Annotated in this window: 21 protein-coding genes and 1 tRNA gene; 14 read left to right on the forward strand and 8 right to left on the reverse strand. The window is 41.0% G+C overall.

Annotation, left to right across the window (positions count from 1 at the left end):
* The first annotated feature begins 40 nt into the window (after positions 1-40).
* Positions 41-619, forward strand: a complete 579-nt coding sequence (locus ACN222_RS18000; protein WP_010997745.1) for a DUF2854 domain-containing protein — start codon at positions 41-43, stop codon at positions 617-619.
* A 12-nt stretch (positions 620-631) separates the two neighbouring features.
* Here the strand turns inward: ACN222_RS18000 and ACN222_RS18005 are convergent, their stop codons facing one another.
* A complete protein-coding gene (locus tag ACN222_RS18005) occupies positions 632-892 on the reverse strand; it encodes a chlororespiratory reduction protein 7 (protein ID WP_010997746.1) in 261 nt (86 codons plus the stop codon).
* A gap of 623 nt (positions 893-1,515) precedes the next feature.
* On the opposite strand from ACN222_RS18005, the gene ACN222_RS18010 reads away from it, so the two are divergent.
* The gene (locus tag ACN222_RS18010) at positions 1,516-1,671 is read left to right on the forward strand and encodes a hypothetical protein (RefSeq protein WP_010997747.1); all 156 of its coding nucleotides are present in this window, start codon (positions 1,516-1,518) and stop codon (positions 1,669-1,671) included.
* Between the two features lie 82 nt (positions 1,672-1,753).
* Complete coding sequence (locus ACN222_RS18015; RefSeq protein ID WP_010997748.1) at positions 1,754-2,788, forward strand: response regulator; 1,035 nt, start codon at positions 1,754-1,756, stop codon at positions 2,786-2,788.
* Positions 2,789-2,839: 51 nt separating this feature from the next.
* Here the strand turns inward: ACN222_RS18015 and ACN222_RS18020 are convergent, their stop codons facing one another.
* Positions 2,840-4,045, reverse strand: a complete 1,206-nt coding sequence (locus ACN222_RS18020; protein ID WP_010997749.1) for a histidine kinase — start codon at positions 4,043-4,045, stop codon at positions 2,840-2,842.
* 124 nt (positions 4,046-4,169) lie between these two features.
* On the opposite strand from ACN222_RS18020, the gene ACN222_RS18025 reads away from it, so the two are divergent.
* The 3 genes from ACN222_RS18025 to ACN222_RS18035 all read left to right on the forward strand — a co-directional run bounded on the left by ACN222_RS18025 (position 4,170) and on the right by ACN222_RS18035 (position 8,808).
* Positions 4,170-5,666, forward strand: coding sequence for a hypothetical protein (locus tag ACN222_RS18025; protein WP_010997750.1), 1,497 nt, complete (start codon positions 4,170-4,172; stop codon positions 5,664-5,666).
* A 670-nt stretch (positions 5,667-6,336) separates the two neighbouring features.
* Positions 6,337-8,313 (forward strand): AMP-dependent synthetase/ligase, encoded by a 1,977-nt coding sequence (locus ACN222_RS18030; protein ID WP_044523181.1) that lies wholly within the window; start codon positions 6,337-6,339, stop codon positions 8,311-8,313.
* A 42-nt stretch (positions 8,314-8,355) separates the two neighbouring features.
* Entirely contained in the window at positions 8,356-8,808 is a 453-nt protein-coding gene (locus ACN222_RS18035; protein ID WP_010997752.1) for a YlqD family protein, read from the forward strand.
* 56 nt (positions 8,809-8,864) lie between these two features.
* Here ACN222_RS18035 and ACN222_RS18040 read toward each other — a convergent pair whose 3' ends face one another.
* A complete protein-coding gene (locus ACN222_RS18040) occupies positions 8,865-9,389 on the reverse strand; it encodes a hypothetical protein (RefSeq protein WP_044521832.1) in 525 nt (174 codons plus the stop codon).
* 346 nt (positions 9,390-9,735) lie between these two features.
* Here ACN222_RS18040 and ACN222_RS18045 point away from each other — a divergent pair, with 346 nt between their 5' ends.
* The 3 genes from ACN222_RS18045 to ACN222_RS18055 all read left to right on the forward strand — a co-directional run bounded on the left by ACN222_RS18045 (position 9,736) and on the right by ACN222_RS18055 (position 13,747).
* The gene (locus ACN222_RS18045; protein ID WP_010997755.1) at positions 9,736-11,028 is read left to right on the forward strand and encodes a dihydrolipoamide acetyltransferase family protein; all 1,293 of its coding nucleotides are present in this window, start codon (positions 9,736-9,738) and stop codon (positions 11,026-11,028) included.
* Between the two features lie 113 nt (positions 11,029-11,141).
* Positions 11,142-11,840, forward strand: a complete 699-nt coding sequence (locus tag ACN222_RS18050; protein ID WP_010997756.1) for a tetratricopeptide repeat protein — start codon at positions 11,142-11,144, stop codon at positions 11,838-11,840.
* A 248-nt stretch (positions 11,841-12,088) separates the two neighbouring features.
* Positions 12,089-13,747 (forward strand): DUF1565 domain-containing protein, encoded by a 1,659-nt coding sequence (locus tag ACN222_RS18055; RefSeq protein WP_010997757.1) that lies wholly within the window; start codon positions 12,089-12,091, stop codon positions 13,745-13,747.
* A 380-nt stretch (positions 13,748-14,127) separates the two neighbouring features.
* Here the strand turns inward: ACN222_RS18055 and ACN222_RS18060 are convergent, their stop codons facing one another.
* Positions 14,128-14,394, reverse strand: coding sequence for a DUF3493 domain-containing protein (locus tag ACN222_RS18060; RefSeq protein ID WP_010997758.1), 267 nt, complete (start codon positions 14,392-14,394; stop codon positions 14,128-14,130).
* A gap of 33 nt (positions 14,395-14,427) precedes the next feature.
* On the opposite strand from ACN222_RS18060, the gene ACN222_RS18065 reads away from it, so the two are divergent.
* A tRNA-Thr gene (locus tag ACN222_RS18065) sits at positions 14,428-14,499 on the forward strand.
* A gap of 150 nt (positions 14,500-14,649) precedes the next feature.
* Positions 14,650-15,443, forward strand: a protein-coding gene (locus tag ACN222_RS18070; RefSeq protein ID WP_096637171.1) for an IS5 family transposase whose coding sequence is annotated in 2 segments (ribosomal slippage) — positions 14,650-14,989 and positions 14,989-15,443 — 795 coding nt in all. Because the reading frame shifts where the segments join, the coding sequence is not laid out codon by codon here.
* A gap of 519 nt (positions 15,444-15,962) precedes the next feature.
* Here the strand turns inward: ACN222_RS18070 and ACN222_RS18075 are convergent.
* Both ACN222_RS18075 and cas12k read right to left on the reverse strand, forming a co-directional pair.
* Positions 15,963-16,109 carry a hypothetical protein gene (locus ACN222_RS18075; protein ID WP_416365152.1) on the reverse strand — a complete coding sequence of 49 codons (147 nt, stop codon included), beginning with the start codon at positions 16,107-16,109 and terminating at the stop codon, positions 15,963-15,965.
* Between the two features lie 441 nt (positions 16,110-16,550).
* Positions 16,551-18,470, reverse strand: coding sequence for a type V CRISPR-associated protein Cas12k (gene cas12k / locus ACN222_RS18080; RefSeq protein ID WP_044521835.1), 1,920 nt, complete (start codon positions 18,468-18,470; stop codon positions 16,551-16,553).
* An 82-nt stretch (positions 18,471-18,552) separates the two neighbouring features.
* Here cas12k and ACN222_RS18085 point away from each other — a divergent pair, with 82 nt between their 5' ends.
* Positions 18,553-19,005: a MerR family transcriptional regulator gene (locus ACN222_RS18085; RefSeq protein WP_044523185.1), complete on the forward strand. Its 453-nt coding sequence runs from the start codon at positions 18,553-18,555 to the stop codon at positions 19,003-19,005.
* A 54-nt stretch (positions 19,006-19,059) separates the two neighbouring features.
* On the opposite strand, the gene ACN222_RS18090 is transcribed toward ACN222_RS18085, so the two are convergent.
* Positions 19,060-20,925 (reverse strand): GmrSD restriction endonuclease domain-containing protein, encoded by a 1,866-nt coding sequence (locus ACN222_RS18090; protein ID WP_010997762.1) that lies wholly within the window; start codon positions 20,923-20,925, stop codon positions 19,060-19,062.
* Positions 20,926-21,052: 127 nt separating this feature from the next.
* Complete coding sequence (locus ACN222_RS18095; RefSeq protein WP_010997763.1) at positions 21,053-21,367, reverse strand: hypothetical protein; 315 nt, start codon at positions 21,365-21,367, stop codon at positions 21,053-21,055.
* A 741-nt stretch (positions 21,368-22,108) separates the two neighbouring features.
* Between ACN222_RS18095 and hsdR the strand changes: the two genes are divergently transcribed.
* On the forward strand, positions 22,109-24,439 hold the full coding sequence (gene hsdR / locus ACN222_RS18100) for an EcoAI/FtnUII family type I restriction enzme subunit R (protein WP_010997765.1): 2,331 nt from the start codon (positions 22,109-22,111) through the stop codon (positions 24,437-24,439).
* Between the two features lie 97 nt (positions 24,440-24,536).
* Positions 24,537-25,457 (forward strand): hypothetical protein, encoded by a 921-nt coding sequence (locus ACN222_RS18105; protein ID WP_231865474.1) that lies wholly within the window; start codon positions 24,537-24,539, stop codon positions 25,455-25,457.
* Positions 25,458-25,464: the final 7 nt, after the last annotated feature.

The following is a 25,464-nucleotide window of genomic DNA, read 5'->3' on the forward strand; positions in this document are numbered from 1 at the left end:
ATGATAATAAAACTAATGTGTTAAGAATTTATACTATCTCATGTTACGCCAAATCTCTTTGGGAACAATTGGTTTAAGCATCGGCAGCATATTAACCATCATGGGGTTTGTTGCCTATGCTGCAAATAATGCCACACTAAACCTGGTCGGATTCTTTTATGGGTTTCCTTTACTTTTAGGAGGACTAGCTCTCAAGGCTAACGAACTCAAGCCCATATCTTTTAGCCAGACGACAAAAGAGTCAGTGTTACTCTTGCGCCAACAGCAAGCGACTGTGACCCAAAATAAAATCCGTAAAGATATCACTCGATATTGTTACGGACAGAATGCTCACTTAGATGGAGCGCTGTCTTACTTAGGTTTAAGTCCTTCAGATGAAGACAGACCCATAGTTACAGGTCTACGGGAAACAGAAACTAATGGTGCTTATACCCTAATTTTGGAATTTGACTCGCCTGAAATACCATTCAGTGATTGGCAACAAAAGCAAGAAAAAATGACTAAGTACTTTGGGCCAGGAGTTGAGATAAAAATTACTCAAGTGGATGAAGATAAAATCGAATTAGCCCTGATTACTCTTAGTCAAGAGCCAATAGCTCAAAGTATCGCCAATAACTAAATAATTAAAAACTTACTTTTCTAGCCGCACTGCGTACCATTGTAAATATTTTCCCGCGCCTACATCTAACTCACAACTGGTATCGATCAAGTGTTGGGCTTGGGCTGGCAAAGAATCTAATTTTTGTAGCTCAAGGGGTAAATCCGAAAAACTAATTTTTTCTAATTCCCCCTTGAGCTTTTCTAGTAATTCTATTGTGGTGAGAAACTGTTCCGGTTGGTTGGTTTCTAAGACAACAAAGTTATCCTGTTGATACATTAACGGATCTGGCATTGCAAGGATGCTCTAAGTTACTTCAAGGGATTCTACTAAGATAAATGAGATTTTTATAAAAATCTATCACAATGTTGTCGTTCATCTAGATGTATGTAAAAAGTAACTTTTGTAGTGTGTGATCAGTTTTTAAAATCCAGATATCTTCAGCAACTAGGTATGCCGATCTCTCGACTTTATAGTATATTTACTTATATTTTAAATATAAAAATATATTTTTATATCCGTTTGTCAACAGGAATCTTACTTAATTAAGTAGCTGATTAATAACAGTAATAACTTATTGTGTTAATAGCTTGATAATAAACTTATATAATCTAAGTAATTTTCTTGAATACCCACTATTGTCAAGCTTTCAGGATGTTTTCAATCGCTGCAACTTAAGTGAGAGCAGTCCTGGGTTTGGGAAATATTTCCCTTGTAATTTGGCGATTCATATATTGTTTTATTTTTTTAAGTTTATATACAAAATAACCCCTGTAGTGAAAAATTGGGGTTCACATTTAAAGTTTTGCTTAATAGAGCAATTACGCTTTATTAGGAGGGAACTATAACAGTAATATTTCTTATCATGCCTATAAAGAATCCAGTGTAATAAACAACTACCTTTGTTCTGCCATTAAATGTATATCCAACCTAGTATTACTCCAGATTCTGGGTTACAAATTATCGAGAAGTCTATAGCTACAACAGATACAGGCTTGCTATCCGTTTCAGTATTGATGAATGCTGTACAAACTTTTTTCTACACACTCACCAAGATTTTGCTGAAATTATGACTATAGGTAATTTAACTATGGAGGTGAAGCTTTTCTCTGTTTTTCAGTCCCCAGAACTCTGATTTTCTACGGAACGCATCTCATGTCAGGCATAAGCCCATATTCTCTTTCTAAAAAACCTCCCGTAATTTTGGTGGCTGATGATGACAAGACCATCCGAATGCTGTTGCGTGAAGCTATGGAAAAAGAAGGCTATCGAGTGGTAGAGGTTACAGATGGTAAACAGTGTCTAGACGCTTATGAGGCTGTTAAACCAGATATAGTGTTGCTAGATGCTATGATGCCTGTAATGGATGGTTTTACGTGCTGTAAACAATTACTACAAATTGCTAGAAATAATCTAATTACCGCGTTGGCAAATTTAGATACTGATTCTGGCTTAGGAAATACGGTGATATCTAGATTGTGGGAACGTACACCTATCCTGATGATCACTAGTTTAAATGATGCAGAATCTGTTGATCGTGCTTTTGAAGCTGGCGCAACTGATTATATTACTAAGCCAATTCATTGGGCTGTGTTGCGCCAACGCTTACGAAGATTACTACAGCAAGCACAAGTGTATAAACAGTTAGAAGCTGCGAACATGGCCTTACAGCACTTAGCCAATGTGGATGGTTTAACTGGATTAGCTAATCGCCGCCGCTTTGATAATTATTTAAATACGCAGTGGATTAACTTGGTACAGGAAGGCGCTCCCTTGTCTTTGATTTTGTGTGATATTGATTATTTTAAATTTTATAATGACCAGTACGGACATCCGACTGGGGATATTTGTTTACAAAAAGTAGGTGCGGTTTTAAGCTACAAGGCTCAGAAACACCAGGATTTAGTTGCCCGTTATGGTGGGGAAGAATTTGCCGTGGTTATGCCATACACTCATGCAAAAGGAGCGATTTATGTTGCCCATGCCATACAAACCAGTGTCAGAGATTTGCAAATTGCCCACGATAAATCTGCTGTGAGTCAACATATTACTCTCAGCATGGGTGTTGCGACTATAACTCCTACCTGGGAATCTTCACCTTCTGATTTGATTGCGGCGGCAGATAAAGCACTTTATAAAGCTAAGGAATCAGGACGGAACCGTATTTGTCAATGGGAAGATAGTCAATAGTTTTCTTTTCCCCTTGCGCCCTACCAGTCCCCAGTCGCCAATCCCCAATCTCTAAGATGGATAAACGGGTAACGTGAAGTGGAACCACGCTCCACCGTGGGGGTTGGAGTCTACCCAAATTTGACCATAGTGGGCGCGTATTATGCGTTGGCATAAAGAAAGACCGATACCGTAGCCTTCTTTGGCTTCATCTCGTTCTAAGCGATAGTGGTTTTCAAATATACGCTCTCGATTGTCGCTGGGAATACCGGGGCCGGTATCGCCAATGCTAAATTGGACTTTTTGGGTAGTACGGTGTAGTCCAGCAATACTAATTGTGCCGCCTTCTGGAGTATATTTTATAGCATTATCTAGCAGATTTATCAGTACTTGGCGGATGCGTTCGGGGTCGGCATAGACACAGGGCAAATCTTGGGGAATGTCTGTTTCTACTTTTTGCGCTTTGGTGGTATAGCGATCGCGCAATTCTCCTAGTACTTCTAAACAGAGTAACCCTATTTCCGTTTTTTGTGGTATAATAATTAGCTCGGTATCAGTACCGCGACCCACTTGTAAAAGATCCGCAATCATTTTATCAATTGTTTTAGCTTGAGTGCGGGCTTGTCTTAATAGGTTGACTACTAAGGCGGGTTTTAAGCGTTGAAATTGGCCGATATCTGGGTTGTAGTTAGATTGTAGGGTTTCGATAGCGATCGCTGCTGCTGTGAGGGGATTGCGGAGGTCATGAACTAACATGGCAATTACGCGGTCTTTAAACTGTAACTGCTCTAGTAGTTTTTCTTTCTCTTGTTTGAGATTGAATATTTCGTCTGAAAGCCGTAACAGCTCTGCCGAAACAGCGACAGAATTGATAGTTGATTGAGGTTGTGCCACCCGGCCATTATCATCTACACGTTCTTGCAAGTCCTCTTGCAACTTTGCATAGGTATCTGCTGCTGCTTGCCAGCGCGGCCACAAATTTTTCAGTTGGGTGATGATGTTACTACCGGCTAAAATCTGCCTGGGTTCTGGATGAATTTTAATTAGAGCTGGTGTTGCTACTAACTTAAAATGTTCTGCCAAGTATGGTTGTTGCCCGACATCAATGATTTGAAGTTCAAAGTTATACTCAGCCTGCAAGTCTTTTAAGTAAGCACGGATACGCTGCACCTGCTGTTTGGACTTGGGTCGTCCATCGACGAACAATAACAGCTGGAGTGGAGCCTCAGAATAAATAGGCTGATCCTGGGAAACTTGCATGGAATCGTGTTTCAGCACTGGTAACAACCCGGCGACGCTTTGCGGAAATTAGAATAGACTGACAGGTGTCGATGGTCGTTCTTTTTTCAATTTAATATCTATTTTAGGTTTTTACTACACCTATCCACACAGGGTTTTTGAGATGAGATACATATTTCTTGGCCTTTTATTACCTTTTTGTGTTGCTAGCTTGGAGAGAAATGCTCTTGCCCTAGAATATCAGTCTCCGTCTCATAATCATACTCTGGCGGTTGAGTCAACTGATGGGAATTTTTATACTAAGGCTAGTTACCTGCTTCAGCAGCAGTTGGATTTGATTGTACGCATTGAACAAGCTTTAGTTTCTCCAGATGCTAATCGGATGCGTGCTGTCCGGGGACAATTAATTTTTCAAGCTAAAACGGTAGACAGTTTTCTCCAGCGCGACAAGGGCAACCATTTTTGTAATCTTGCAAACGATTCCCCTGACATAAGCGAATCACAAACAAAAATTTATTGCGCGCTGTCTGCTTCTAGCCAGGAATTATTAAAGCTTGCGCCTTTGCTAGATAATCTTTTGTCTCGTCGAGGTGAATTAGGTTTAGTTAGACGCTTACCCTTGGTGAGTGGTGAACGTAAGCTCGATCCTATACTGACTATTGCACCAATACAACAGCCAAACCTGGGGAAGCCAGCAGCGCCTTTATCAACCAGAGAACCAAATTTAGCACCGACCAATCAACAGACTACCACAGTGACTTCGCCATCTGGACTACCAATTATTGGCAGAGTTACGAAAACAGCTATAGTTAATTATCAGCCGCCGATACAACCTGCGATCGCACCACCTGATACGGCACTGCATATACTAGCAAATGCCAAGCGGTGGTTGACAGCAGCACAGATAGCATTTCCCCCAGAAACAAAATTTAGAGATGCACAGGAGACCGCGAGAGTACTTGACCGTTTTGCTTACGGACTTGACCCACAAGAACCGGAAACTTACGCTAAGTTTTTAAGATTGCCACGTACTGGGATTTTTCGGGTTTTACCTGCTTCAGCTTACCAGCGTCCGCTAAATACTTTGTGGAATAGATTACAGCCCAATGTGAGTGAGCGCTATTCTTTTCCGACTTTGGGTAATACTCAGGGAGGACTTAATCCTAGTTTAACACTCCAGGTTGTAGAAGAGAACTTTCAATTTCAGCATCAGGGCATAGACTATAGTTTTATGGTAGATGTGGGTGATGTGCCATTAGAGAAATTGGACAATAGCCTGAAAGTCTTACCCTCATCAAAAAAAGATTTTTTCTTAAACTACCAACCCCCCAAACAGTTAGAAGCCTTACAAGCAGACAGAAGAAGGTTTGTGACTGGTAAAGACCAAAATTGGCAGCAAAATCAGGTAATTCTCACCCATGCCACCGCTAAATTGAATCATACTTATTTAGTGCGATCGCTACAATTCCAACTGCCAGAGATTATTCTCAATGGTCAATTTGCCAACTTAGACAAAAGCAGCTACATAGACCAATTAAAACAAATTCGCAGCAGTGATATGATTATTGCCTTTCGACCAGTCCGTAGGCGTTCCGATGGTAGTTATACTATACTTTGGCGGGTGCTAAATGAGTTACCCTCACCACAGATTCAAAACTAGGTAACGCAATTTGCTACTTATTTGGTAATGGGTAATTGAGCAGAAATTCTTACCCATTACCAGTTATGAATTTAATGTGAGTCTCCAACAGAGGCGCACGTTAAATTCATAACCCAGGTGAAAAATAATTTAGCTTGACTTGTGCAGAGATTACAAGCTGGAAAAATTAGTCAATTTGGAGAACATTTGGCACAGAAATGAGGGCTAAACTTACAGAATTGGCTCCCCGTTTTGGCATAAGCCGTACAGTAAGGAAAACTTGTGATTCCCATACTGCTAGGAAGGGGTTTTGCACAGTTGGATAATCTTGGAGTGCGTTTGTTTGTAGGAGCCGAGAGAATCAAGGAAAGAAGTTTAGGTAAGCCCAAACAAGCGAAGATATTGATCAGCGTTAGTAAGAAAGCATCTAGTAACTCTATAGGTAATCACCCCCATTGGATAATCAGGTGGCTTCTGTTATTGGCTGTCAATTTCATGCACCAGCTCGTACTCTCAGAACCATCAGTTCTAAGTTATATAAATTAACTTTAACATAAACTTTTACCAATACAACCGTGAAGGTCACGAAACTGCATACACCCAAGGTGGTGTAGAAATGGAAAAGAGATATTCTAACGTAGTAGCAGAATTAATTAAGAAAAAACAATTTATTCCATTTGAGGTGTGCTTTATGACTAACAGTCAACCAGGATATTCATTACTATCCGATATTACAAAGGAACAAAGTAAAGAAATACAACGCTTAGTAGATTATACAAATGTAGAGTCTTTACCAGAAATTTGGCCGATAGCTGGGAAGAAATTTGGTGAGACTTTAGCTCTTTACAATCCCCATGCTAAACCAGAGGTAAAGATTACTTATCAACAACTAGCAGACAAAATCCAGCTATTTGCTTCTGGATTACAAGCATTGGGAGTTCAAGCAGGCGATCGCATCTCCCTAATAGCTGATAATAGTCCTCGGTGGTTCATTGCCGATCAAGGGATTATGACAGCCGGTGCAGTGGATGCGGTGCGTAGTTCCCAAGCCGAAAAGGAAGAATTACTTTATATTGTCGCTCATAGTGGCAGCACAGCTTTAGTTGTCGAAGATTTAAAGACATTCAATAAGCTGCAAGATAGACTCCACGACCTACCAATTCAAGTGGTAGTCATACTTACCGACGAAACACCACCGACAGAACAAAGCCTCAAAGTATTGAACTTTCTTCAGTTAATCGAAGTTGGTAAAAATCATACTTTTGTCCCAGTCAAACGCAAACGCAACGAACTGGCGACATTAATTTATACCTCTGGAACCACGGGAAAACCCAAAGGTGTAATGCTCAGTTATAGCAATCTCTTACATCAGGTCACAACCTTCCGAGTAGTAGTACAACCCAAAGTAGGTGATACGGCTCTCAGCATTTTACCTAGTTGGCACAGCTACGAACGGACTGTGGAATATTATTTATTGTCTCAAGGTTGCACACAAATTTATACAAATTTGCGCTCAGTTAAAGCTGACCTGAAACAATATAAACCCAACTACATGGTTGCTGTACCGCGTCTGTGGGAATCGATTTATGAAGGAGTGCAGAAGCAGTTCCGCGAACAGCCAGCAAACAAACAACGGCTGATTAAGTTTTTATTGGGCATGAGTGAAAAATATATCAAAGCCCAAAGAATTGCTCAAGGTACAAGTTTAGATCATCTCCATGCTTCATCGTTGGAACGATTAATCGCTAAGGTACTAGAATTTGCTTTTTTACCCTTCCATGTTTTAGGACAAAAGTTAGTGTATGGCAAAGTCAAGGAAGCAACAGGAGGAAGATTTAAACAAGTAATTAGCGGTGGCGGTGCATTACCAAAACACATCGACACATTTTTTGAAATTATTGGCGTGCAGATTTTGCAAGGTTATGGTTTAACCGAAACATCCCCAGTCACCAACGTGCGCCGTCCCTGGCGTAATTTTATCGGGACATCCGGACAACCAATTCCCGGCACAGAAGTTAAAATCGTAGACCCTGAGACTCGCCAGCCTTTACCTGTTGGAAAACGAGGCTTGGTGTTATTGAAAGGGCCACAAGTCATGCAAGGCTATTACCAAAACCCAGAAGCAACTGCAAAAGCCATTGATCCTCAAGGTTGGTTTGATAGCGGTGACTTGGGTTGGGTAACACCAGATAATGAACTTGTGCTAACTGGCAGAGCAAAAGATACGATTGTTTTGTCCAATGGGGAAAATATCGAACCGCAGCCAATTGAGGATGCTTGTTTGCGATCGCCCTACATTGATCAGATTATGCTAGTGGGACAAGACCAACGTAGCATCGGTGCTTTAATTGTCCCCAACGTGGAAGCTTTGGCAAAGTGGGCAGAAAGCCAGAATCTCGTCTTGAGTGTAGAGGATGATAATTTAACCTCCTCATCCAGTCAAAAAATTAACCTGGAGAGTAAAATGATCCAGGGTTTATTTCGGCAAGAATTGAATCGGGAAGTGCAGAACCGTCCAGGTTATCGCCCAGATGACCGTGTTGGGCCGTTTAAACTGATTCTGGAGCCATTTTCCATTGAAAACGGCTTAATGACACAAACGCTGAAACTCCGGCGACACGTTGTCACAGAACGCTACCGCGATATTATCAACGCCATGTTTGCCTGATAATTCCACACTGCAAACTATTTAGAGTGAACGCGAAATTTTATGACAGATGTCTCCAACCCTCAATTGTTGCTAAAGCGTGTCGTTAACGTCAAAGTTATCGTCACTCCCCTCTGGAAAGAGGAAGTACAACAGCAATTGCAAGCACAAATTAACCAACTTGATCAACAATTACAACAATTAGATCAAGAAGGACAAAGAGCGATCGCCGCTATTCAAAAGCAAAGTCTCCAGCCACCAGGGCCCCAAACCCTGCAACAAATTGACAATATTCAACTCCAAGTCAATCAAAAGAAAAGCGAACTTCTAGAACAAAAAAATCAAATGCTGCAAAACCTCCAGCAAGTACAATTGCTTGAGTTAGATCAAGAAGTCAATCAATTCCAGATGGAAGGTTTCTTCCGTGTCGAACGGGGAGATAACTTGATTAGCAAAATGCAGGTAGAAATCGTCATCCGCGATGGTGTTGTAGAAGATATTCGTGGCGACATTTAAACGTTGCGGATTTTGAATTGTAACTTTTGATTCCTCACACCACACTATTAACTCGTTCAATCACAACGTTGAGTTAAGTTACCCAAGGGTTGGTTACCATTTCCACATGATATTTGGGAACCAACCCAAACTATTTGCCATACAGGGGGTGAACTGGCAAAAAGCGATCGCCCAAAACTGTTCATCTCTAACCGATATTTGACTTCCCCAGATGTATCTTTGCTTTTTGAGACTTGTGTAACCGTGACTAAAGCTTGATTATGTTGAGGATAAGTTATCTCTACCTTGCGCTTACCACCCGCTACAGTCAAGTCATCCAGAAAATTGAGAGCTAAAGTTTTAGGGTCACTACCTTGCAGTGGAGAATTGATCCCTGACAATGGTATATTTTTATATTGAATCCTTTCTGTATCATGTACAACTTCCTGAGAATTTTTCACAACTGATAATTGCTGTGGTGTGCTGCTGCTATTATCTACAATCAATGTAGGATTTTGGTACTGATGAAGATAAACACCAGCACCAGCAGTAGCAAAAAAACTAAGCAGCAAAATCAAAAACAATTTCAATTTTCCCGACATAGAATTAAACAAGTATTTCAACAACACTAATTCTGAATTTAGGGTTCTAAATTGGAGTTAAACTTCCACACCCTATCATCTACCTTGGGATAGCACCTGTGTCATGTTGATTAGTCATCAGCAACACAAATATACATATCTTGGATAGACCTGAAGTTGGTTTTGAAGTTCCAGGTTATAGGTAATAAGTAATGAGTAATCGGGACTACCAAGTAATTATTCCAATCCTCAATTACCAATTCCCAATTCCCAATTCCCAATTACTCAAAAACCCTCGTACCAAGATACAATTCGATCTGGCAAAAGCTGTTAAATTCCTTAAACCCATTGATTCTGAAACCACCCTATGAGCATTCACGAAATCTTCATGCCGGCGCTGAGTTCCACCATGACCGAAGGCAAAATTGTCTCCTGGGTGAAATCGCCAGGCGATAAAGTGGAAAAAGGCGAAACAGTGGTGGTTGTCGAGTCAGACAAAGCAGATATGGATGTAGAAACCTTTTATGAAGGTTTTCTCGCCCACATCATTGTAGAAGCTGGTGATAGCGCACCTGTAGGAGCTGCGATCGCTTACGTAGCGGAAACCGAAGCCGAAATCGAAGCCGCTAAGTCTTTAGGCAGTTCTGGTGCTGCTGCGGCTACCCCTCCGGCCGCCCCTCAACCAGTCGCAACTACCGCCGCCGTAGGTGTACCAGCCACATCACAAAATGGCTCTAACCACCGTGAGGGTAGGCTTATAGCTTCACCCCGCGCCCGCAAATTGGCAAAAGAACTGAAAGTTGATTTGACAAGTCTCAAAGGTAGTGGCCCCTACGGTCGCATTGTTGCCGATGACATAGAATCTGCTGTTGGTAAAGTCAAGCAACCAGCCACGACACCATCTGCACCCACACCCACCTTTACCCCAGCCGCACCCCCAGCACCCCGCACTCCAGCACCAGCGCCTGCACCAATAGCGGCTGCACCTGGGCAAGTAGTACCATTTAATACCCTACAAAACGCTGTCATTCGCAACATGGTGGCGAGCCTTGATGTACCCGTGTTCCGTGTGGGTTACACAATCACCACCGATGGCTTAGACAAACTTTACAAACAAATTAAATCCAAAGGCGTAACCATGACAGCGCTACTGGCGAAAGCTGTGGCGGTGACATTACAAAAACATCCTTTATTAAATGCCAGCTATTCAGATCAAGGTCTTGTTTATCATCCTGACATCAATGTTGCGGTAGCTGTAGCGATGGATGGTGGCGGTTTAATTACACCAGTGTTAAAAAATGCCGACAAGATAGATATCTACTCCCTATCACGTACTTGGAAATCTCTAGTAGACAAAGCCAGGAGCAAACAACTACAACCAGACGAATACACTGGTGGTAATTTTACCCTGTCAAACTTGGGGATGTTTGGTGTCGATACATTTGATGCCATTTTACCCCCAGGACAAGGTTCAATTTTAGCGATCGGTGCATCTCGTCCCCAATTGGTAGCTACAGGCGATGGTTTATTTGGTGTCAAACAACAAATGCAGGTAAATATTACATCTGATCACCGGATTATTTACGGTGCTGATGCTGCCGCATTTTTACAAGATTTAGCCAAGTTGATTGAAACTGATGCTCAATCTTTGACACTGTAAAGGTGTAAGGGTGTAAGGGTGAACTTTTCTGTATTCTCACCCCTATACCCCATACCCCTATACCCCCAGCCTCGGTTTATCATAGATCAGAGCATGATAGAGAGATTGGGGCGATGAAGCAAAAAAGCCAGATGGAAACAAGATTTGTTAAACCTCTTAGCTGTCTAACGCTGAGTATCATTACAACCATTGGTATATTGCCTCCCGCAACAGCACAGGAAACTTCCCCAGCGAAATCAGCCTGTGAGCAAGTTTTAAGCAACGCAGAACAAAAACCGCTCACCAAACAAGTACAAAAACTGGCACAGTTTGCAGATCCCCAACAAGAGCGATCGCAAATGATTCAACAAGCTAATGCGCTATTTAGTCAAGGTGATTTACCAGGTGCAGAAGAAAACCTGTGTAAATTCCTGAAAAAATACTCAGATGATGCCTTCGGACACTTTCAATTAGGCAATGTATTTTTCCGTGGGAAAAAAGTAGAAGCTGCAATCAGTGCCTATCAAGAAGCCATTCGCCTCAGATCGCGGTACGCCGTGGCTTACAATGCACTAGGCATAGTTTATGCTAGTCAAAGTCGCTGGAGTGAGGCGATCGTACAATATCAAAAAGCTTTGGAAATTAATCCCGATTATGGCGATGCTTTAACTAACGTCGCTTTGGCATTGTGGCAAACAAATAAAAAAGATGAAGCACTAGCTTCTTTAGAAAAAGCTTTAAATATTTTCAAAAAACAGAACAGAAACGAAAAAGCTAACCAAGTCGAACAATTATTGCAGAGAATCAAAAACTCTGATGATAATCTTTCATAACTTTGGACAACGGATATAGGGATAAGAATAAAGAACAATTCAATTCTTATACCCTCACACCCCTACACCCTTACACCCGCCACAGGTGAAATTTTTCACCTTAATAAGGAAAATTTATGTAATTTCTTGCGAAACATAGCTGCTGATTTGCTAGTCATCCGGTATAGTTTGGCAGGGGTTTCTAGCTATATATCTGCTAAACAACCCAATTTAAGCAATTGACAATCAGCAAATCACAGAAGCAAAAAATGAAACATCAGGGGTTTAACTTTTCTTCCTTAAGAAATTTATTCTCGGTTTTATCCTTACCAACTGGAATCACAGCTTTATTAGTTGCTTCTAGCGGGTTCATGCTAGTACCTAGTGGAGTTAATGCTAGTGCTGCGCCAACGTTGACAGCGCAGGTTCCCACGACAGCGCCAGTAATTTATGTCAATCCAACAACTGGTGCAGATACGGCTAGCGGTGGTACGACAGCAGCAACACCCTACAAAACAATTACCTTTGCGCTCAATCAAGCCCAACCAGGGGCGATTATTCAATTAGCACCCGGAAACTATAGCAGTGAAACTGGGGAACAATTCCCCTTAATTCTCAAACCAGGGGTGACGCTACAAGGTGATGAATCTACTAGAGGTCAAGGTGTCTTAATTACAGGTGGTGGTTTCTATACCAGCCGTACCTTCGCCAGACAAGATATTACCATTTTGGCTAATAACGATACCACGATCGCCGGCATCACCGCCACCAACCCCAATCAACGTGGTACTGCTGTGTGGGTAGAATCCAGCAATCCCACCATTAGAAACAATACTTTTACCAATAGTGTTAGGGAAGGCGTTTTTGTCACTGGTACAGGAAACCCCAAAATTCAAGGTAATATTTTTATCCAAAACAAGGGTAATGGAATTTCTGTAGCCAGATCAGCTCAAGGAGAGATTAGTAATAACTTATTCCAAGATACTGGTTTTGGGATTGCGATCGGTGGTACTTCCACGCCTTTAGTAGCAGAAAACCAAATTGTACAGAACCAAGACGGTCTATACATCTCAGAGACAGCCAAGCCTGTTTTGCGTAAGAATGTTATTCAAAACAATAAACGGGATGGCATAGTAGCAACCGTTAATGCTCAACCAGACCTTGGTACTAGTGAAAATCCTGGTGGTAATTTAATCCGCAGTAACGGTCGTTATGATGTAAACAACGCCACCAGAACAGTCCGCATTTTGGCTGTGGGTAATGATATTGACCAGAAAAAGATTTTTGGTCAGGTCGATTTCGTCGCTGCTACTGTTGAACCACCACCTTCTGGTCAAGGTACAGCCTTTACGGACGTAGCCACAAATTACTGGGCAAAAGGTTACATTGAAGCCTTAGCTTCCCAAAATATTATTGCGGGTTTTCCTGACGGCACTTTTAGACCCAATGAGCCTGTCACCCGCGCCCAATTTGCCACTATTATCACCAAAGCCTTAACACCACAAGCTAAACGCAACGCCATTAATTTCCGAGATGTCAGCAGCAATTTCTGGGCTTTTGCAGCAATTCAAGCTGCATATCGGAGTCAATTTGTCTCCGGTTATCCCGATGGTACATTCAAACCACAGCAGGAAATTCCCAGAGTCCAAGCATTGGTGTCTTTAGCTAATGGACTAGGCTTAACTGCTAACAATCAAAATGTCATCTCTATCTATTCTGATGCTGGTCAAATTCCTGGTTATGCAGTTGGGCCAGTTGCAGCTGCTACCACAAGGCAATTAGTGATTAACTATCCTACAGTTAGTCAACTCAATCCTAATCGTCCAGCTACCAGAGCAGAAATTGCTGCCTTTGTTTACCAAGCATTAGTCAATGCTGGACGCGCACAACCACTGCCATCATCTTACCTAGTTCAAGTTCCCCAATAAAAAGCAAGGGGCAGTTATTAAATATTCCAAGCGCCAGACAAGTATATACTCGTCTGGCGCTTGGAATATCGTGTTTTTTTAACTTGGGGGTCTTTAAATTAGTTCGACCCCATTCAATGTGATCTGTCTATCTTCAGGGTCTTTATATTGGCTGACCCCGTTTGAACAATTACAAGTCTCTCAAAAAATCTATTAATTCCTCATTTCATAATATTTTTTTTATTTTTTATCGCTTTATATTTCATGATGTATAAAAACATAAATTATCTTAACGAATATTAAGATAAATAAAGCCTGAAATTGACTACATTCAAAGCAAGAACAGTATTTATACTTATTAATCTAAGACTAGAGTATCTAGAGCAAAACTATTGTATTGCTTATGGCTTTTGGCGGCTTTGTTCCCAACGCCAGAGAAAAATCATCAGCCCCACAACTCCTACTTGCAGAGCGAAGTTAGGTAAAGCAGTTTCCACATCTCGCCCGGCTAGTAGTTGAAAAAAGAAGATAAATGCCCCTATAAAGCCAGAAGCACCAAAACCAATATAGAAAAGTTGCCGTAAGCCACGATATGGGGTCGCCATCTCTGCTTTCAGGCGGGCATATTGTTCAGGATTCAAACGCTTTTTGGGATTAGGTTCTACCATAAGTAAATAATGCTATAATCTCTTATCGTATATGCCGATGTGGCTCAGTGGTAGAGCAGCTGATTCGTAATCAGCAGGCCGTGGGTTCAAATCCCATCATCGGCTTGGTTTTCATAAAATCATATTTTTGTCTTGACTAATTCTTGTGTACAGTGACAAATTAGAGGCTATTTATAAAGTAAATCTAAAGGAGAGCTATCAGATAAAAAGGCAGCGATAAGATACTGTTTGTAGAGTGTATTTACATAGGAAACAATGAGACGAAAGTCTTATTCTACAGACCTTAATGACTCAGAATGGGCAATTTTAGCTCCTTTGATTCCACCCGCTAAATGCGGTGGGCATCCCCGAACAACTGATATGCGAGAAGTATGCAACGCTATCTACTACCATCTGAAAACAGGTTGTCAGTGGGATATGCTTCCAGGGGATTTTCCTCCTAGTTCAACTGTTTACAGCTACTATCGTAAATGGCAAAAACGAGGTATCTGGGAGCAAATGAATCATACTTTGCGCGATCAAGTTCGTCAAAAAATGGGGAAGTCAACTCAACCCACGGCGATCGCGGCAGACAGCCAGTCGGTAAAAACGACTGAAAAAAGGGGGATGTGTACGGTTTTGATGGTGGCAAGAAGGTAAAAGGACGAAAGCGGCAAACTTTGGTTGATAGTCTGGGACTTTTGTTAAAAGTGGTTGTAAGTGAAGCAAATGCTGGAGAAAGATTACTTGCCGCCTATACTTTGATGGAACTGTTAGAAGAGCGTCCAGAATTACTGGAAAAAGTTGAAGTCATCTGGGTTGATTCCGGCTATGACGGTGATAAATTTGCGCTCTCTGTTTGGCTGATGATTCAAGCTCATGTTGAGGTAATCCGGCGTACTAATCAAGAATTTCAGGTTTTGCCCAAACGGTGGGTAGTAGAAAGAACATTTGGCTGGTTAAACCAGTACCGTCGTCTCAGTAAGGATTATGAGCGTCTCCCAGAAATGAGTGAGGCTGCCATATATGCCGTTATGACTCGTATTATGCTACGTCGTCTAGTCGTCTAAAGATTTACTTTATAAATGGTCTCTTATTTGTCGTCGGTGACAAATTGATGTCGTTGTGACAAATTATTGTCATCCAACTTAGTAACTCGCTTCCATATATATTTGTGACAAATTATTGTCATTTTTCGGAAAAGCAACAATTTATATATGGAGTTTCTCTATATATTTAGCCCCTATTATAAGCGTTTGCATTCAAAAAGCTCTTTTAATCACTTCTATGAGTAGCTTATCCTGAATAACTTTAGTTACAAGCCGATGACGGGATTTGCTTTCAACCCTCTACTTCTTGGAAATTAATTACACCATCAGACAACGTAAGGCAGTTTCATATCCAATTTGTTTTCACCATGTATTACCGGAAGGAGGGTTGCAACCTGACGGAGCAAGCTGATTTGGTAGAAGCTGTTAATCTTTCAACCCTCCCATTACTGGAAGGAGGGTTGCAACGATCGCGCACAATATAAAGTTCTGAATATTCAAACTTTCAACCCTCCCATTACTGGAAGGAGGGTTGCAACGTTAAATTTTGGATGCGATCGCCCCACCGCTTCCTTTCAACCCTCCCATTACTGGAAGGAGGGTTGCAACGCGATGGATAAAGATACTAACTTTTTCTTCATCAGCTTTCAACCCTCCCATTACTGGAAGGAGGGTTGCAACTGCCACTCTATGAAACGCTTGTCTAGCAAGGTTTTTGAAGCAGATTTGCGCGAACCTCATCAAATAGCCTCCCAGGATGTAATTTTTGAATTGTCTACAAAAGAAATTTACTCATAAATTCCTTGTAGGATAAGGTTTTCAGGATGTGCGCGAACCTAGATCGGAATTTTGACCTCTCTTTGGTGCGTCAAATCAAGAATTGGGGAGGGTTCCCCCTTGATCGGGGGTGATTGGGTAGCCACTACAGCAGTACATCCGCGCCCTTATTGCTGGGAGCGCACCTATCCTGTCTATTGGCAGCAGCATCAGGGTGAGCAGCTACCAGGGTCAGAAAGCAAGACTGTATTGCTACAGTCAAACTAACCCTCATTTAACACAATTCAGAGGCTGCAAGCAGCATGAACTGCGGCGCTATTACATATTATATTTTCAAGGTTCAGATGTTTGTCAACTTCGCCTAGCTAGGCGGAGACTATAAGCATAGAGGGCTAATTCTTTTGCTTTATCCTGCGGACTGCCACGAATAGGTTGTTTACCTTCCTCAATCACAATTCCTATCTGAGCAGCTTTACTTTGAATACTTTGAATTAATCTGCCATAGCTCCATTGATGGACGTTAACTCGATACTGTTTGGCATATTTTTGCTGTATTTCTGAGGAGCTAGGACATTTTGCTTCGGCTATAGCTTGAATTTCGCTTTGAACAATTTCTCGTATATCTCCTAACTTAGGTAGGACTATACTGCCTGCTTTATAGGTCTGTGCGATCGCTACAATTTCTTTAGCTAGTAATCGGTCTACATATTGCCCTAACTCAGATGCCCCAAATTGATTAGGAGAGAAACTTTTTTGTGCTTTATGGCGTTCGTGGGATAGCGATCGCTGTTGTCGTCGTTGACGATTTAGAAGTTCGTAATTGTCGCCTAGTAACTGGCGGAGACTCCGATAAGTTAAAACTTTACCTGCAATCGCATCAACTACAGCGATAGTTGCAGGTTTTTCTAGCCCCAAGCTTACTCCAACCAAAATATGTGATTGACCCTGGTACAGGGGTTTACTAGGACGATCAAAGGAATTGTTGATGCGAGTCAGTGTTGATTCTTTACGTTTGATAAAAGCGAGTTGTGTTTCGCTAAGGTCACTTTTATCCTTCATCTTGGTGATGAATTTGGTAATCTCCTCTGCTTTCTCTTGACGAACTTGTTCTGTTCCTTCAGCAGTCCAAAGGCGATTGTCAACACAGCAGTAAAGAGCTAAGTGTCCAATATTCCAAGGTTCGCCTTTACCTTCACCTTGTTGCCAAGCTAAACGACCATTTCTGAGTGTAAATAAACCACTAGAATGCTGATTTTTACTTTTGCGTTTAGTTTGTTGGTCTTCCAAGAAGCGTTTAAACCAGTACAGTTGACGACTATCGCAGTAAACTTCAAAAATTAAATCGCTTAAACCATTGAAGTGAACACATAATCTACCTTTTTCGTTTGTTGACCAAACTAAATCTTCATTAGTCTCAAAAACCACAGGAAAAGGGATAGAACTAGATCGGGTTAAGAGAATATCCTGCCAGCGTTTGGCTTCAGCATTATTTTCTGGAACGGTGGTTGTAGCGGTGAAGAGTGTTTCCAACCATTTAGAGTACGTTAAATCTCGTCCCTTGGGAATCCGACTTGTTAGTTTGTCTGTTAACCGTTGAATTTGGATTTCAACTTTACGGCGGCGTTTAGCAAATTTTTCGGGGTTTTCTTCTTTGTCATTGAGTTTGCAGCCATTTTTCAGCAGATAACTGATGGCACTACGACTGAGTATGTCGTCAGTTTCTTGGTAAGCGTCAAATAATTTACGAGATAAGCTTCGGTCAGGATTGGAAGCAGATGATTTTTTAGATTGTTTAGTTTTTCCTCTTTTAGTTAAAAGAGTTTTAGGATCAGATTCTGGTGTAGTTATTGCCAAAATCTCAGATGCTTTGGTACGAATTGCCTCTAAGCTAAAACCACTAATTTCTACTAATTCAACATCGCTGTTGAACATTTCTATCCAGCGTAATTTGCCATCTAGCTGTTGTTGTAGCCGTTTCTGTATAGTCAGCCAAGATTTGTAGATGTAATCAACAATATGAATTGCTGATATATAGAAACGACTAGGCTGACCTGTAAAACTAGGGTCAGTTTTCAGGGGTTGGCAAAGCTGGGAAACAACAGTTGATGGCAGTTTGCCATTTCTTCGCCATTTCTCAAAATCTGGATGTTTACTAAGCTGCTGAAGCAGTTCGTTAATTAGAGGTGTGTTCGATTCTGCCATTAACTTCCAGAGTTTTTGGCGGGTAGATTCACTGGCAATTAAGCGACATTGAATAGTTTTTTGGCTCATAAAAATAAAATACCATACAAAACACATAATGTTATACAAAGCACTAATGTGTTTTAGAAGATGCTTCTATAGGATGTTTCTTATGGAAGGAAAGTTCTACACAAGCACAGAAGCATCAGAAATTACTCATTGCTCTCGCCGCCAGTTGCAGTATTGGCGAGAGAAAGGAGTTATAGTACCTACGGTTAACAGTAGTGGCAAAGGTCGTAATGTTTACTACTCTAAAGCTGATTTACTTGCATTAACAGTAATGGAGCAGTTGCTGTCTACTGGGTTAAATTTTGACCTTTGCTATGCAGCATTGCAAACACTGCGCAAACAGGAACCTTGGTTATTTGATGAGTCTGTCCCAGAAGAAAAGATGAAGCGGCTCATGTTATTACCCACGCGATCGCCTGAACAACCTTTGCAACTAGCAGAGTTTGACAAGCAAGCGGCACTAGAAGCACTTTGTCATGGACAAACTGTGATTCCTTTTTGGAGCGATCGCATTCATCAACAATTAAGAGAGAATCTTAAAAGCTTTAGTAGCTAATTGGACTTTGAATATAGAGCTTATGTGGTTGCCACATAGCACAATGCTAGTGGTTTAATATTTCTTGATAATTTCGGGATGCAGCTTATATTGTCTGCCATTCTCGTGATTATGCTCTCGAACAAAATCCTCCGAAGATTCAAAACTTAAGCTTTTACCCATTGCTTTTCCAATTAGTGTTAGCAAATTATTTGCCCGCATCTGGAAGAAACCTTCAAAGTCATCTCGCCGCAAAGTTTTTGGAGATATAGCGTGCGATCGCAATATTTCATCAAGCCTTGTAGCTGATGTCCCACACAGTTCAAACTCCTCTAAATAAACAGAAGGGGCTTTACTACCAATCTTTTTGTTTGTTTTGGCGCTTAAAGGTGTGCGATTAATCAAGCAGTTATACTTTTTGGGATCAATTCCTTTTTTGCGACACCATGCCACAGGAAAGATATGGTGCGAATCTATCTTTTCTTCAAAATAAATCACATCATTGATTTCTTCCCCAGTACACCAATCAATTGCCCCCTCACGTCGTAGTAAAGCAGCTAAACCTTGGTACACTGCCCCGTAACGTTTTCTAACGCCAATCAATCGATCAAAAGAAAAATCCGCTTGCACAATGGTGAGTGGTAGTGAACCACCTGCCAACCAATCTGGCACTTCTATAACGTCTCTTCCGGCTCGTGCCTCGTACCAGCGTGTATATATTTCACCAAACATCCCACACCATAACCAGCGTTCCAGCATAGAGCGTACTTGAAAAGAACGGGAACGCTCTCCTAGAACAGTGAAAATGGCGCTGAGGATGACTAATTGAATGGGGTAAGCTAAATCATCTGCATCGAAGATTTTTTGGTTATGAAGAAAACGAGCAGACTCTTCAAAACCTTTAGTAATTGGGTCAGCCCATTTCTGATACTCCTCTTTGGTGAGTTTCAAAACTTCAGCGCGATCGCCTGCAACGCCTGGTAATTTATCGATGTTCCAACCTTGTTTAGTAGCTTCTATCCTCTTGGCGTAACCAGCAACCAAAGTAACTGCTTGGACAAAATCGGTGCTGCGTAGCTTACGTAAGACTTTTAAAGATTGGAAGCGATTTTCGCGCTGTTTCCAATCATCTCTTAAACTAAAGTCGGAAGTGCAATAGCTGGAACTCATTAAGTCAAAATAATTGAGGTCACATCCAGAAGTGTTTGTATCTTCAAAGACTTGACAAACGGCTTCTTTTGGTAAAGAGTCACGCAGTTGGATCACAGGTATTTGATAATGCTCAAATTTTTTGAGAATTTCTAGTTCTAAGATGTCAATTAGCTCCAGTTTTTGAGGATCGTACTGCCAATATTTAGAAAATTTACTCCGCCATTCAGAAAAAAAGAAAACTTTGGATAAGGGGAACAATAGCGCCTCATATTCTTTTTCAGGAGTAGAACAATCAATCAGACCACCCGTGAATATTCGCGCAATTTTCGATTCAGGTAAGGCAATGATTGCACTACGACGATCGCATTCTGAATTAAGGCATTTTTTAATATCTAGGTAGTACCACTTTTTAATAATTTTTTGGCTTTTCTGGTCTTTAATGATTACAGGTAGCTCAGATAACAACACCATAAACATGGTTGTCAGGCGTTGCTGTCCATCAAGAATTAATAAGTTTGGCTCATGATTTTCTGGTTTTAATACCCCATCAACTAGGCGGGGTTTGAATTGTCGGCTTTGAATGCTTTGTTGGAGCATCATGACTACGCCAATTGGATAAGCAAGAGATATGCTGGTAAGCAAACGACGTACACGGGTATCATCCCAAACCCAATCTCTTTGAAAATCTGGAAGTTGAATGCGTCCATTTTTGATATCTTTCAGGACATCAAGGAGAAAATACTTAGTGATGTCAAAGGTAGAGATTGAGTTCATTTGGTGTTCTGCCATTTTTGTCCTCAAGAAAGATGCGACTGTTCGTCATAGTTAGTACCTATGTACCTCAGCCTAAGATTCTCCTTGTGTTAACAGCAAGGGGTTTTTGGAGCAATTGGTCGTGAGTAGCGATCGCTTTTACTTATTCTTGAGGGAAGTCTGGAGGTAAAGCCACAATTCCTTTTGCAACAAGTTGTCTAAATTGGTTGAGCAAGTCTGCTTGCCGTAATATGCGGGTAACGTATTTAGGTCGTCGGCGAAAATTAGTTCCCCAGTCTTTAACAGTTTTTGGGCTAGTACCTGTAACTTGGGCGATCGCGTTAATGCAGGCTTTGCGATAATTACGTCCTGCTTCTTGTCTAACCCAACGGCGACAATACTCCGTCGGTTCAAGGGGCAATAGACGGAGCAGATCAATTGAATAATTATTCTCATGGGAGTCTCTCCCAGTCTGCATCTTTGGTTTTGATGAGTCAGATTAACCCAGCAGAGGCAGGGAGTATGAGGAAATGCCACTCAGCTAACCTTTTACTCCTATGAATCCTGTGCTTGCTAAACCCAAATTAGAAAATATCTGCTCAAAGTACAAGTATTTTAGTCACGAATCACGACCAAATTATTTTTGAGGATAATCAGGAGGTAAGACTATTTTTCTAATTTGGTTAAGCATATCTGCCATGCGTAGTATATGTGTCACATAGTTTGGTCTCCTGTCAAAGTTTTGTCCCCAATTTCCTATAGTTCTCTCACTTAGCCCGGTTGCTTCAGCTAAAGCAGCAATACAGGCTTTTCTGTATCCCCTTTCTTCAGAGGACAACTCAACCCATCGTTGGCAATATTCCAAAGGCTCCAAAGGCTCCTCACTGAGCGCATCGATTCTATATTGAGTTGTCTGGGGATTACTGTCTATTACTCGGTTTATTCTTAATTGCACAATAACTCATGAATCGTGACTAGTTCAAAAATATTATGAGTCACGATTTGTGTAAAAAACACTGCAATGCCTGCGGCGGGCTACGCCAACGCATTCATCAACAATTCAGGGGCAATCTTCAAAGCTTTAGTAGCTAATTTGACGTTAAATATGTTAAGTTCTGTGGCTGCCATCTGGGAAAATTATAGTTTTATACTTAACAACAGCAAATGAGAAAGCGTAGAATTATACCAAGCATCCTCTTAACCGAAAGCCGACCCTTTTATGTCAGAAGTAATTGACAAGAAATCTTTGAGTGAACGTGATATCTGTACAAAGTTTATTACACCTGCTTTAACTAATCGGGGATGGAATATCAGCACTCAGATTCGTGAGGAAGTGACGCTGACAAAAGGTAGGGTGATTGTTAGGGGTAAGCTTACTAGTCGAGGTGAGCAGAAACGCGCTGATTATGTGCTGTATCACAAACCGGGTGTACCACTGGCTGTGATTGAAGCTAAAGATAATAATCACAGTGTCAGTGCGGGAATGCAGCAAGCGATCGCAACTGGTGAACTAATTGATGTACCATTCATCTTTAGCTCGAATGGCGACGCTTTTATGATGTGTGACTGTACAGTCACCGAAGGACAGCGAGAACGGGAAATTCCCCTCAATCAGTTCCCGACACCGGAAGAACTTTGGCAAAAATACTGCGATTGGAAGGGAATTGACTTACATATTCAGCCGATTGTGGCTCAAGATTATTATCCTAGTCCTGATAAAAAACAGCCACGCTATTATCAACAGATTGCCATTAACCGGACAATTGAGGCGATCGCTAAAGGAGAAAACCGCATTCTGTTAGTGATGGCGACGGGTACGGGTAAGACTTTTACAGCTTTTCAGATTATCTGGCGGTTGTGGAAGTCAGGGGCGAAAAAGCGTATTCTGTTCTTGGCAGACCGCAACATTTTGGTTGATCAAACTAGAGTTAATGACTTTAAACCCTTTGGCTCAAAAATGACCAAAATTAAGCAGCGACAGATAGATACATCTTACGAGATTTATCTATGTCTGTATCAGGCGGTAACGGGAAATGAAGAGGCGAAAAACATTTATCGGCAGTTTTCACCAGGTTTTTTTGACTTAATTATTATAGATGAGTGCCATCGGGGAAGCGCGTCTGAAGATTCGGCATGGCGAGATATTTTGGCATATTTTAGCAGTGCAACGCAGATTGGCTTGACTGCTACCCCAAGGGAAACAGAAGAAGTTTCTAATAGTCTTTATTTTGGCGATTCAATTTTTACCTATTCGCTCAAACAAGGGATTGAAGATGGCTTTTTAGCTCCCTATAAAGTTATTCGCATTGACTTTGATACAGATTTGAGTGGCTGGAAACCGAAGCCAGGACAAAGAGATAAATATGGTAAAGAAATTCCTGACCAAGTATTTAATCAGCGAGATTTTGATAGAACTCTGGTTTTAGAGAAGCGTACCGAGTTAGTCGCGCGGATTATTTCTGATTATCTCAAATCAAGCGATCGCTTTGCCAAAACTATCGTTTTTTGTGAGACGACTGACCACGCAGAACGGATGCGGGTGGCGTTGGTGAATGAGAATGCTGATTTGATGGCGGAGAATAGCCGCTACATTATGCGAATTACTGGGGATGATGCTCAGGGTAAAGCAGAATTAGATAATTTCATTGACCCTGAAAGTAAATATCCTACGATTGTTACTACCTCTGAGTTACTGACGACTGGCGTTGATGCTAAAACTTGCAAGTTGATTGTTTTAGACCAGCGCATCCTGTCTATGACTAAATTTAAGCAAATTGTTGGTCGCGGTACGCGCATTGATGAAGACTATGGCAAAATGTTCTTCACCATTATCGATTTTAAGAAAGCAACACAGTTATTTGCTGACCCTGAGTTTGATGGTGAACCTGTACAAATTTATCAGCCCAAACCAGTTGATCCAATTGTTCCACCCGATAATGGAGACGATGAGGTAATCATTGATGGTGAGATTACCCGCAAGCAAAAGCGGGAGAAGTATGTAATTGCAGACGAAGAGGTGTCTGTTGCTTTTATTCGTGAGCAGTACCACGGTAAGGACGGTAAGCTGATTACGGAATCGATTAAAGACTATACTCGCAAAACAGTTAGTCAGGAGTACGCCTCATTAGATGCTTTCTTGAAGAAATGGCACTCTACCGAACAAAAGCAGGCTATTATCCAAGAGCTACAGGAATTGGGTGTACCTTTGGAAGCGTTAGAAAAAGAGATTGGCAAGGGTTTTGACCCATTAGACTTGATTTGTCATGTTGTCTTTGACCAACCGCCACTAACACGGAAAGAAAGGGCGAACAATGTCCGCAAGCGTAATTATTTTAGCAAGTATAGTGAACAGGCTCGTAAGGTAATAGATGCGCTTTTGGATAAATATGCGGATGAAGGGATTGAAGATATTGAAAAATTGGATGTGCTGAAGGTTCATCCTTTTGATAAAGTGGGTACACCAATAGAAATTATTCAGCTTTTTGGCAGTAGAAAAGAATATCTTAATGTACTTCAGCAGCTAAAAACGCAACTTTATGAGATAGCCTAGTTAATCATCTTTAAATTTGTTTTGTATGGACGATCCAATAAAATACATTGACTCATCTATTAAAGGTTTACAGGATAAACTATCTACATCTAATTCGGTGTTAGATATTGAAGTACAGGCAGAACTTTCTCATATTTTATCTATCTACCGACGATTAAAAACTGCTTTTTTAATTGCCAAGGTTCAAGATAACAAAAATAAGCTAGAACATATTGAAGCAATAGCGCCTAATCTTAATTTGGCAATTTCTGCATTACAAGTAAATTCTAACAAGGTTTTGGCAAGGAACATTAGGCGAGATGCAGAATACTTCATACGGAGAATTGAAAATCCTGTCACTGCATTTTTCGTGAATAATTTCTTTAAATTTCTTTATTCTACAGAAACTCATACAAAAGTAGTTATCGGTCTGTTTTTAGCTTTACCTATTCATCTATTAGCACCGATTGTTTTAGCATATATACTTAGTACATCCAATCTTTATTTAAAACCTTTATTTAAAGAACAATTAACAAAGCCCATATCTTCAGAAAATTTAGTAGAAGCACAAAAGCCAGAAGTAAAAACTCAAATAAAGTTGACAGAATATGAGTTTTATGAGGCATCCGTGCTGCTGGTATTATCAGCAATGTCAGGAGCGACTGGTAGTGTTGTAAGTATTATGTTGAGGCTGGATCAATATGGCAATCCACGGTATAAAGAAACCTTACTTCCTATATTTGTGGGAGCATTCAAGCCAGCAATTGGGGCATTTTTAGGGATTTTTGTTTTTGCTCTCATCAATTCTACACTTCTGCCTATTACAATTTCTAAAGATGAGGAAAAGCCAATTAATAGATGGTTGGCGTTTTTAGCAATTACTTTTGTTGTGGGCTTTAGTGAAAGACTAGCAAATGATGTTGTTAGTCAAGCAGAAAGAATTGTACCAGGGAGAGGTGCTTCACAGGAAAAAAGCGAAACTTCTGCATCACAATTATCTGCACCTACAGAAGAAGATAAAGAAAACGATAAAAGTTAAGTAAGCA

Origin of the sequence: Anabaena sp. FACHB-595, assembly GCF_048568275.1 — a bacterium.
In the GTDB taxonomy this organism is placed as follows: domain Bacteria; phylum Cyanobacteriota; class Cyanobacteriia; order Cyanobacteriales; family Nostocaceae; genus Trichormus.

Bases quoted from the DNA above. Each gene is read 5' to 3' on its own strand.
- ACN222_RS18040 (WP_044521832.1), bottom strand. From the start codon at position 9,389: ATGTCGGGAAAATTGAAATTGTTTTTGATTTTGCTGCTTAGTTTTTTT.
- ACN222_RS18090 (WP_010997762.1), bottom strand. From the start codon at position 20,925: ATGGCAGAACACCAAATGAACTCAATCTCTACCTTTGACATCACTAAG.
- ACN222_RS18025 (WP_010997750.1), top strand. From the start codon at position 4,170: ATGAGATACATATTTCTTGGCCTTTTATTACCTTTTTGTGTTGCTAGC.
- ACN222_RS18095 (WP_010997763.1), bottom strand. From the start codon at position 21,367: ATGCAGACTGGGAGAGACTCCCATGAGAATAATTATTCAATTGATCTG.
- ACN222_RS18055 (WP_010997757.1), top strand. From the start codon at position 12,089: ATGAAACATCAGGGGTTTAACTTTTCTTCCTTAAGAAATTTATTCTCG.
- ACN222_RS18030 (WP_044523181.1), top strand. From the start codon at position 6,337: ATGACTAACAGTCAACCAGGATATTCATTACTATCCGATATTACAAAG.
- ACN222_RS18015 (WP_010997748.1), top strand. From the start codon at position 1,754: ATGTCAGGCATAAGCCCATATTCTCTTTCTAAAAAACCTCCCGTAATT.
- ACN222_RS18035 (WP_010997752.1), top strand. From the start codon at position 8,356: ATGACAGATGTCTCCAACCCTCAATTGTTGCTAAAGCGTGTCGTTAAC.
- ACN222_RS18060 (WP_010997758.1), bottom strand. From the start codon at position 14,394: ATGGTAGAACCTAATCCCAAAAAGCGTTTGAATCCTGAACAATATGCC.
- ACN222_RS18045 (WP_010997755.1), top strand. From the start codon at position 9,736: ATGAGCATTCACGAAATCTTCATGCCGGCGCTGAGTTCCACCATGACC.
- ACN222_RS18005 (WP_010997746.1), bottom strand. From the start codon at position 892: ATGCCAGATCCGTTAATGTATCAACAGGATAACTTTGTTGTCTTAGAA.
- ACN222_RS18085 (WP_044523185.1), top strand. From the start codon at position 18,553: ATGGAAGGAAAGTTCTACACAAGCACAGAAGCATCAGAAATTACTCAT.
- hsdR (WP_010997765.1), top strand. From the start codon at position 22,109: ATGTCAGAAGTAATTGACAAGAAATCTTTGAGTGAACGTGATATCTGT.
- ACN222_RS18010 (WP_010997747.1), top strand. From the start codon at position 1,516: ATGTATATCCAACCTAGTATTACTCCAGATTCTGGGTTACAAATTATC.
- ACN222_RS18000 (WP_010997745.1), top strand. From the start codon at position 41: ATGTTACGCCAAATCTCTTTGGGAACAATTGGTTTAAGCATCGGCAGC.
- cas12k (WP_044521835.1), bottom strand. From the start codon at position 18,470: ATGAGCCAAAAAACTATTCAATGTCGCTTAATTGCCAGTGAATCTACC.
- ACN222_RS18050 (WP_010997756.1), top strand. From the start codon at position 11,142: ATGAAGCAAAAAAGCCAGATGGAAACAAGATTTGTTAAACCTCTTAGC.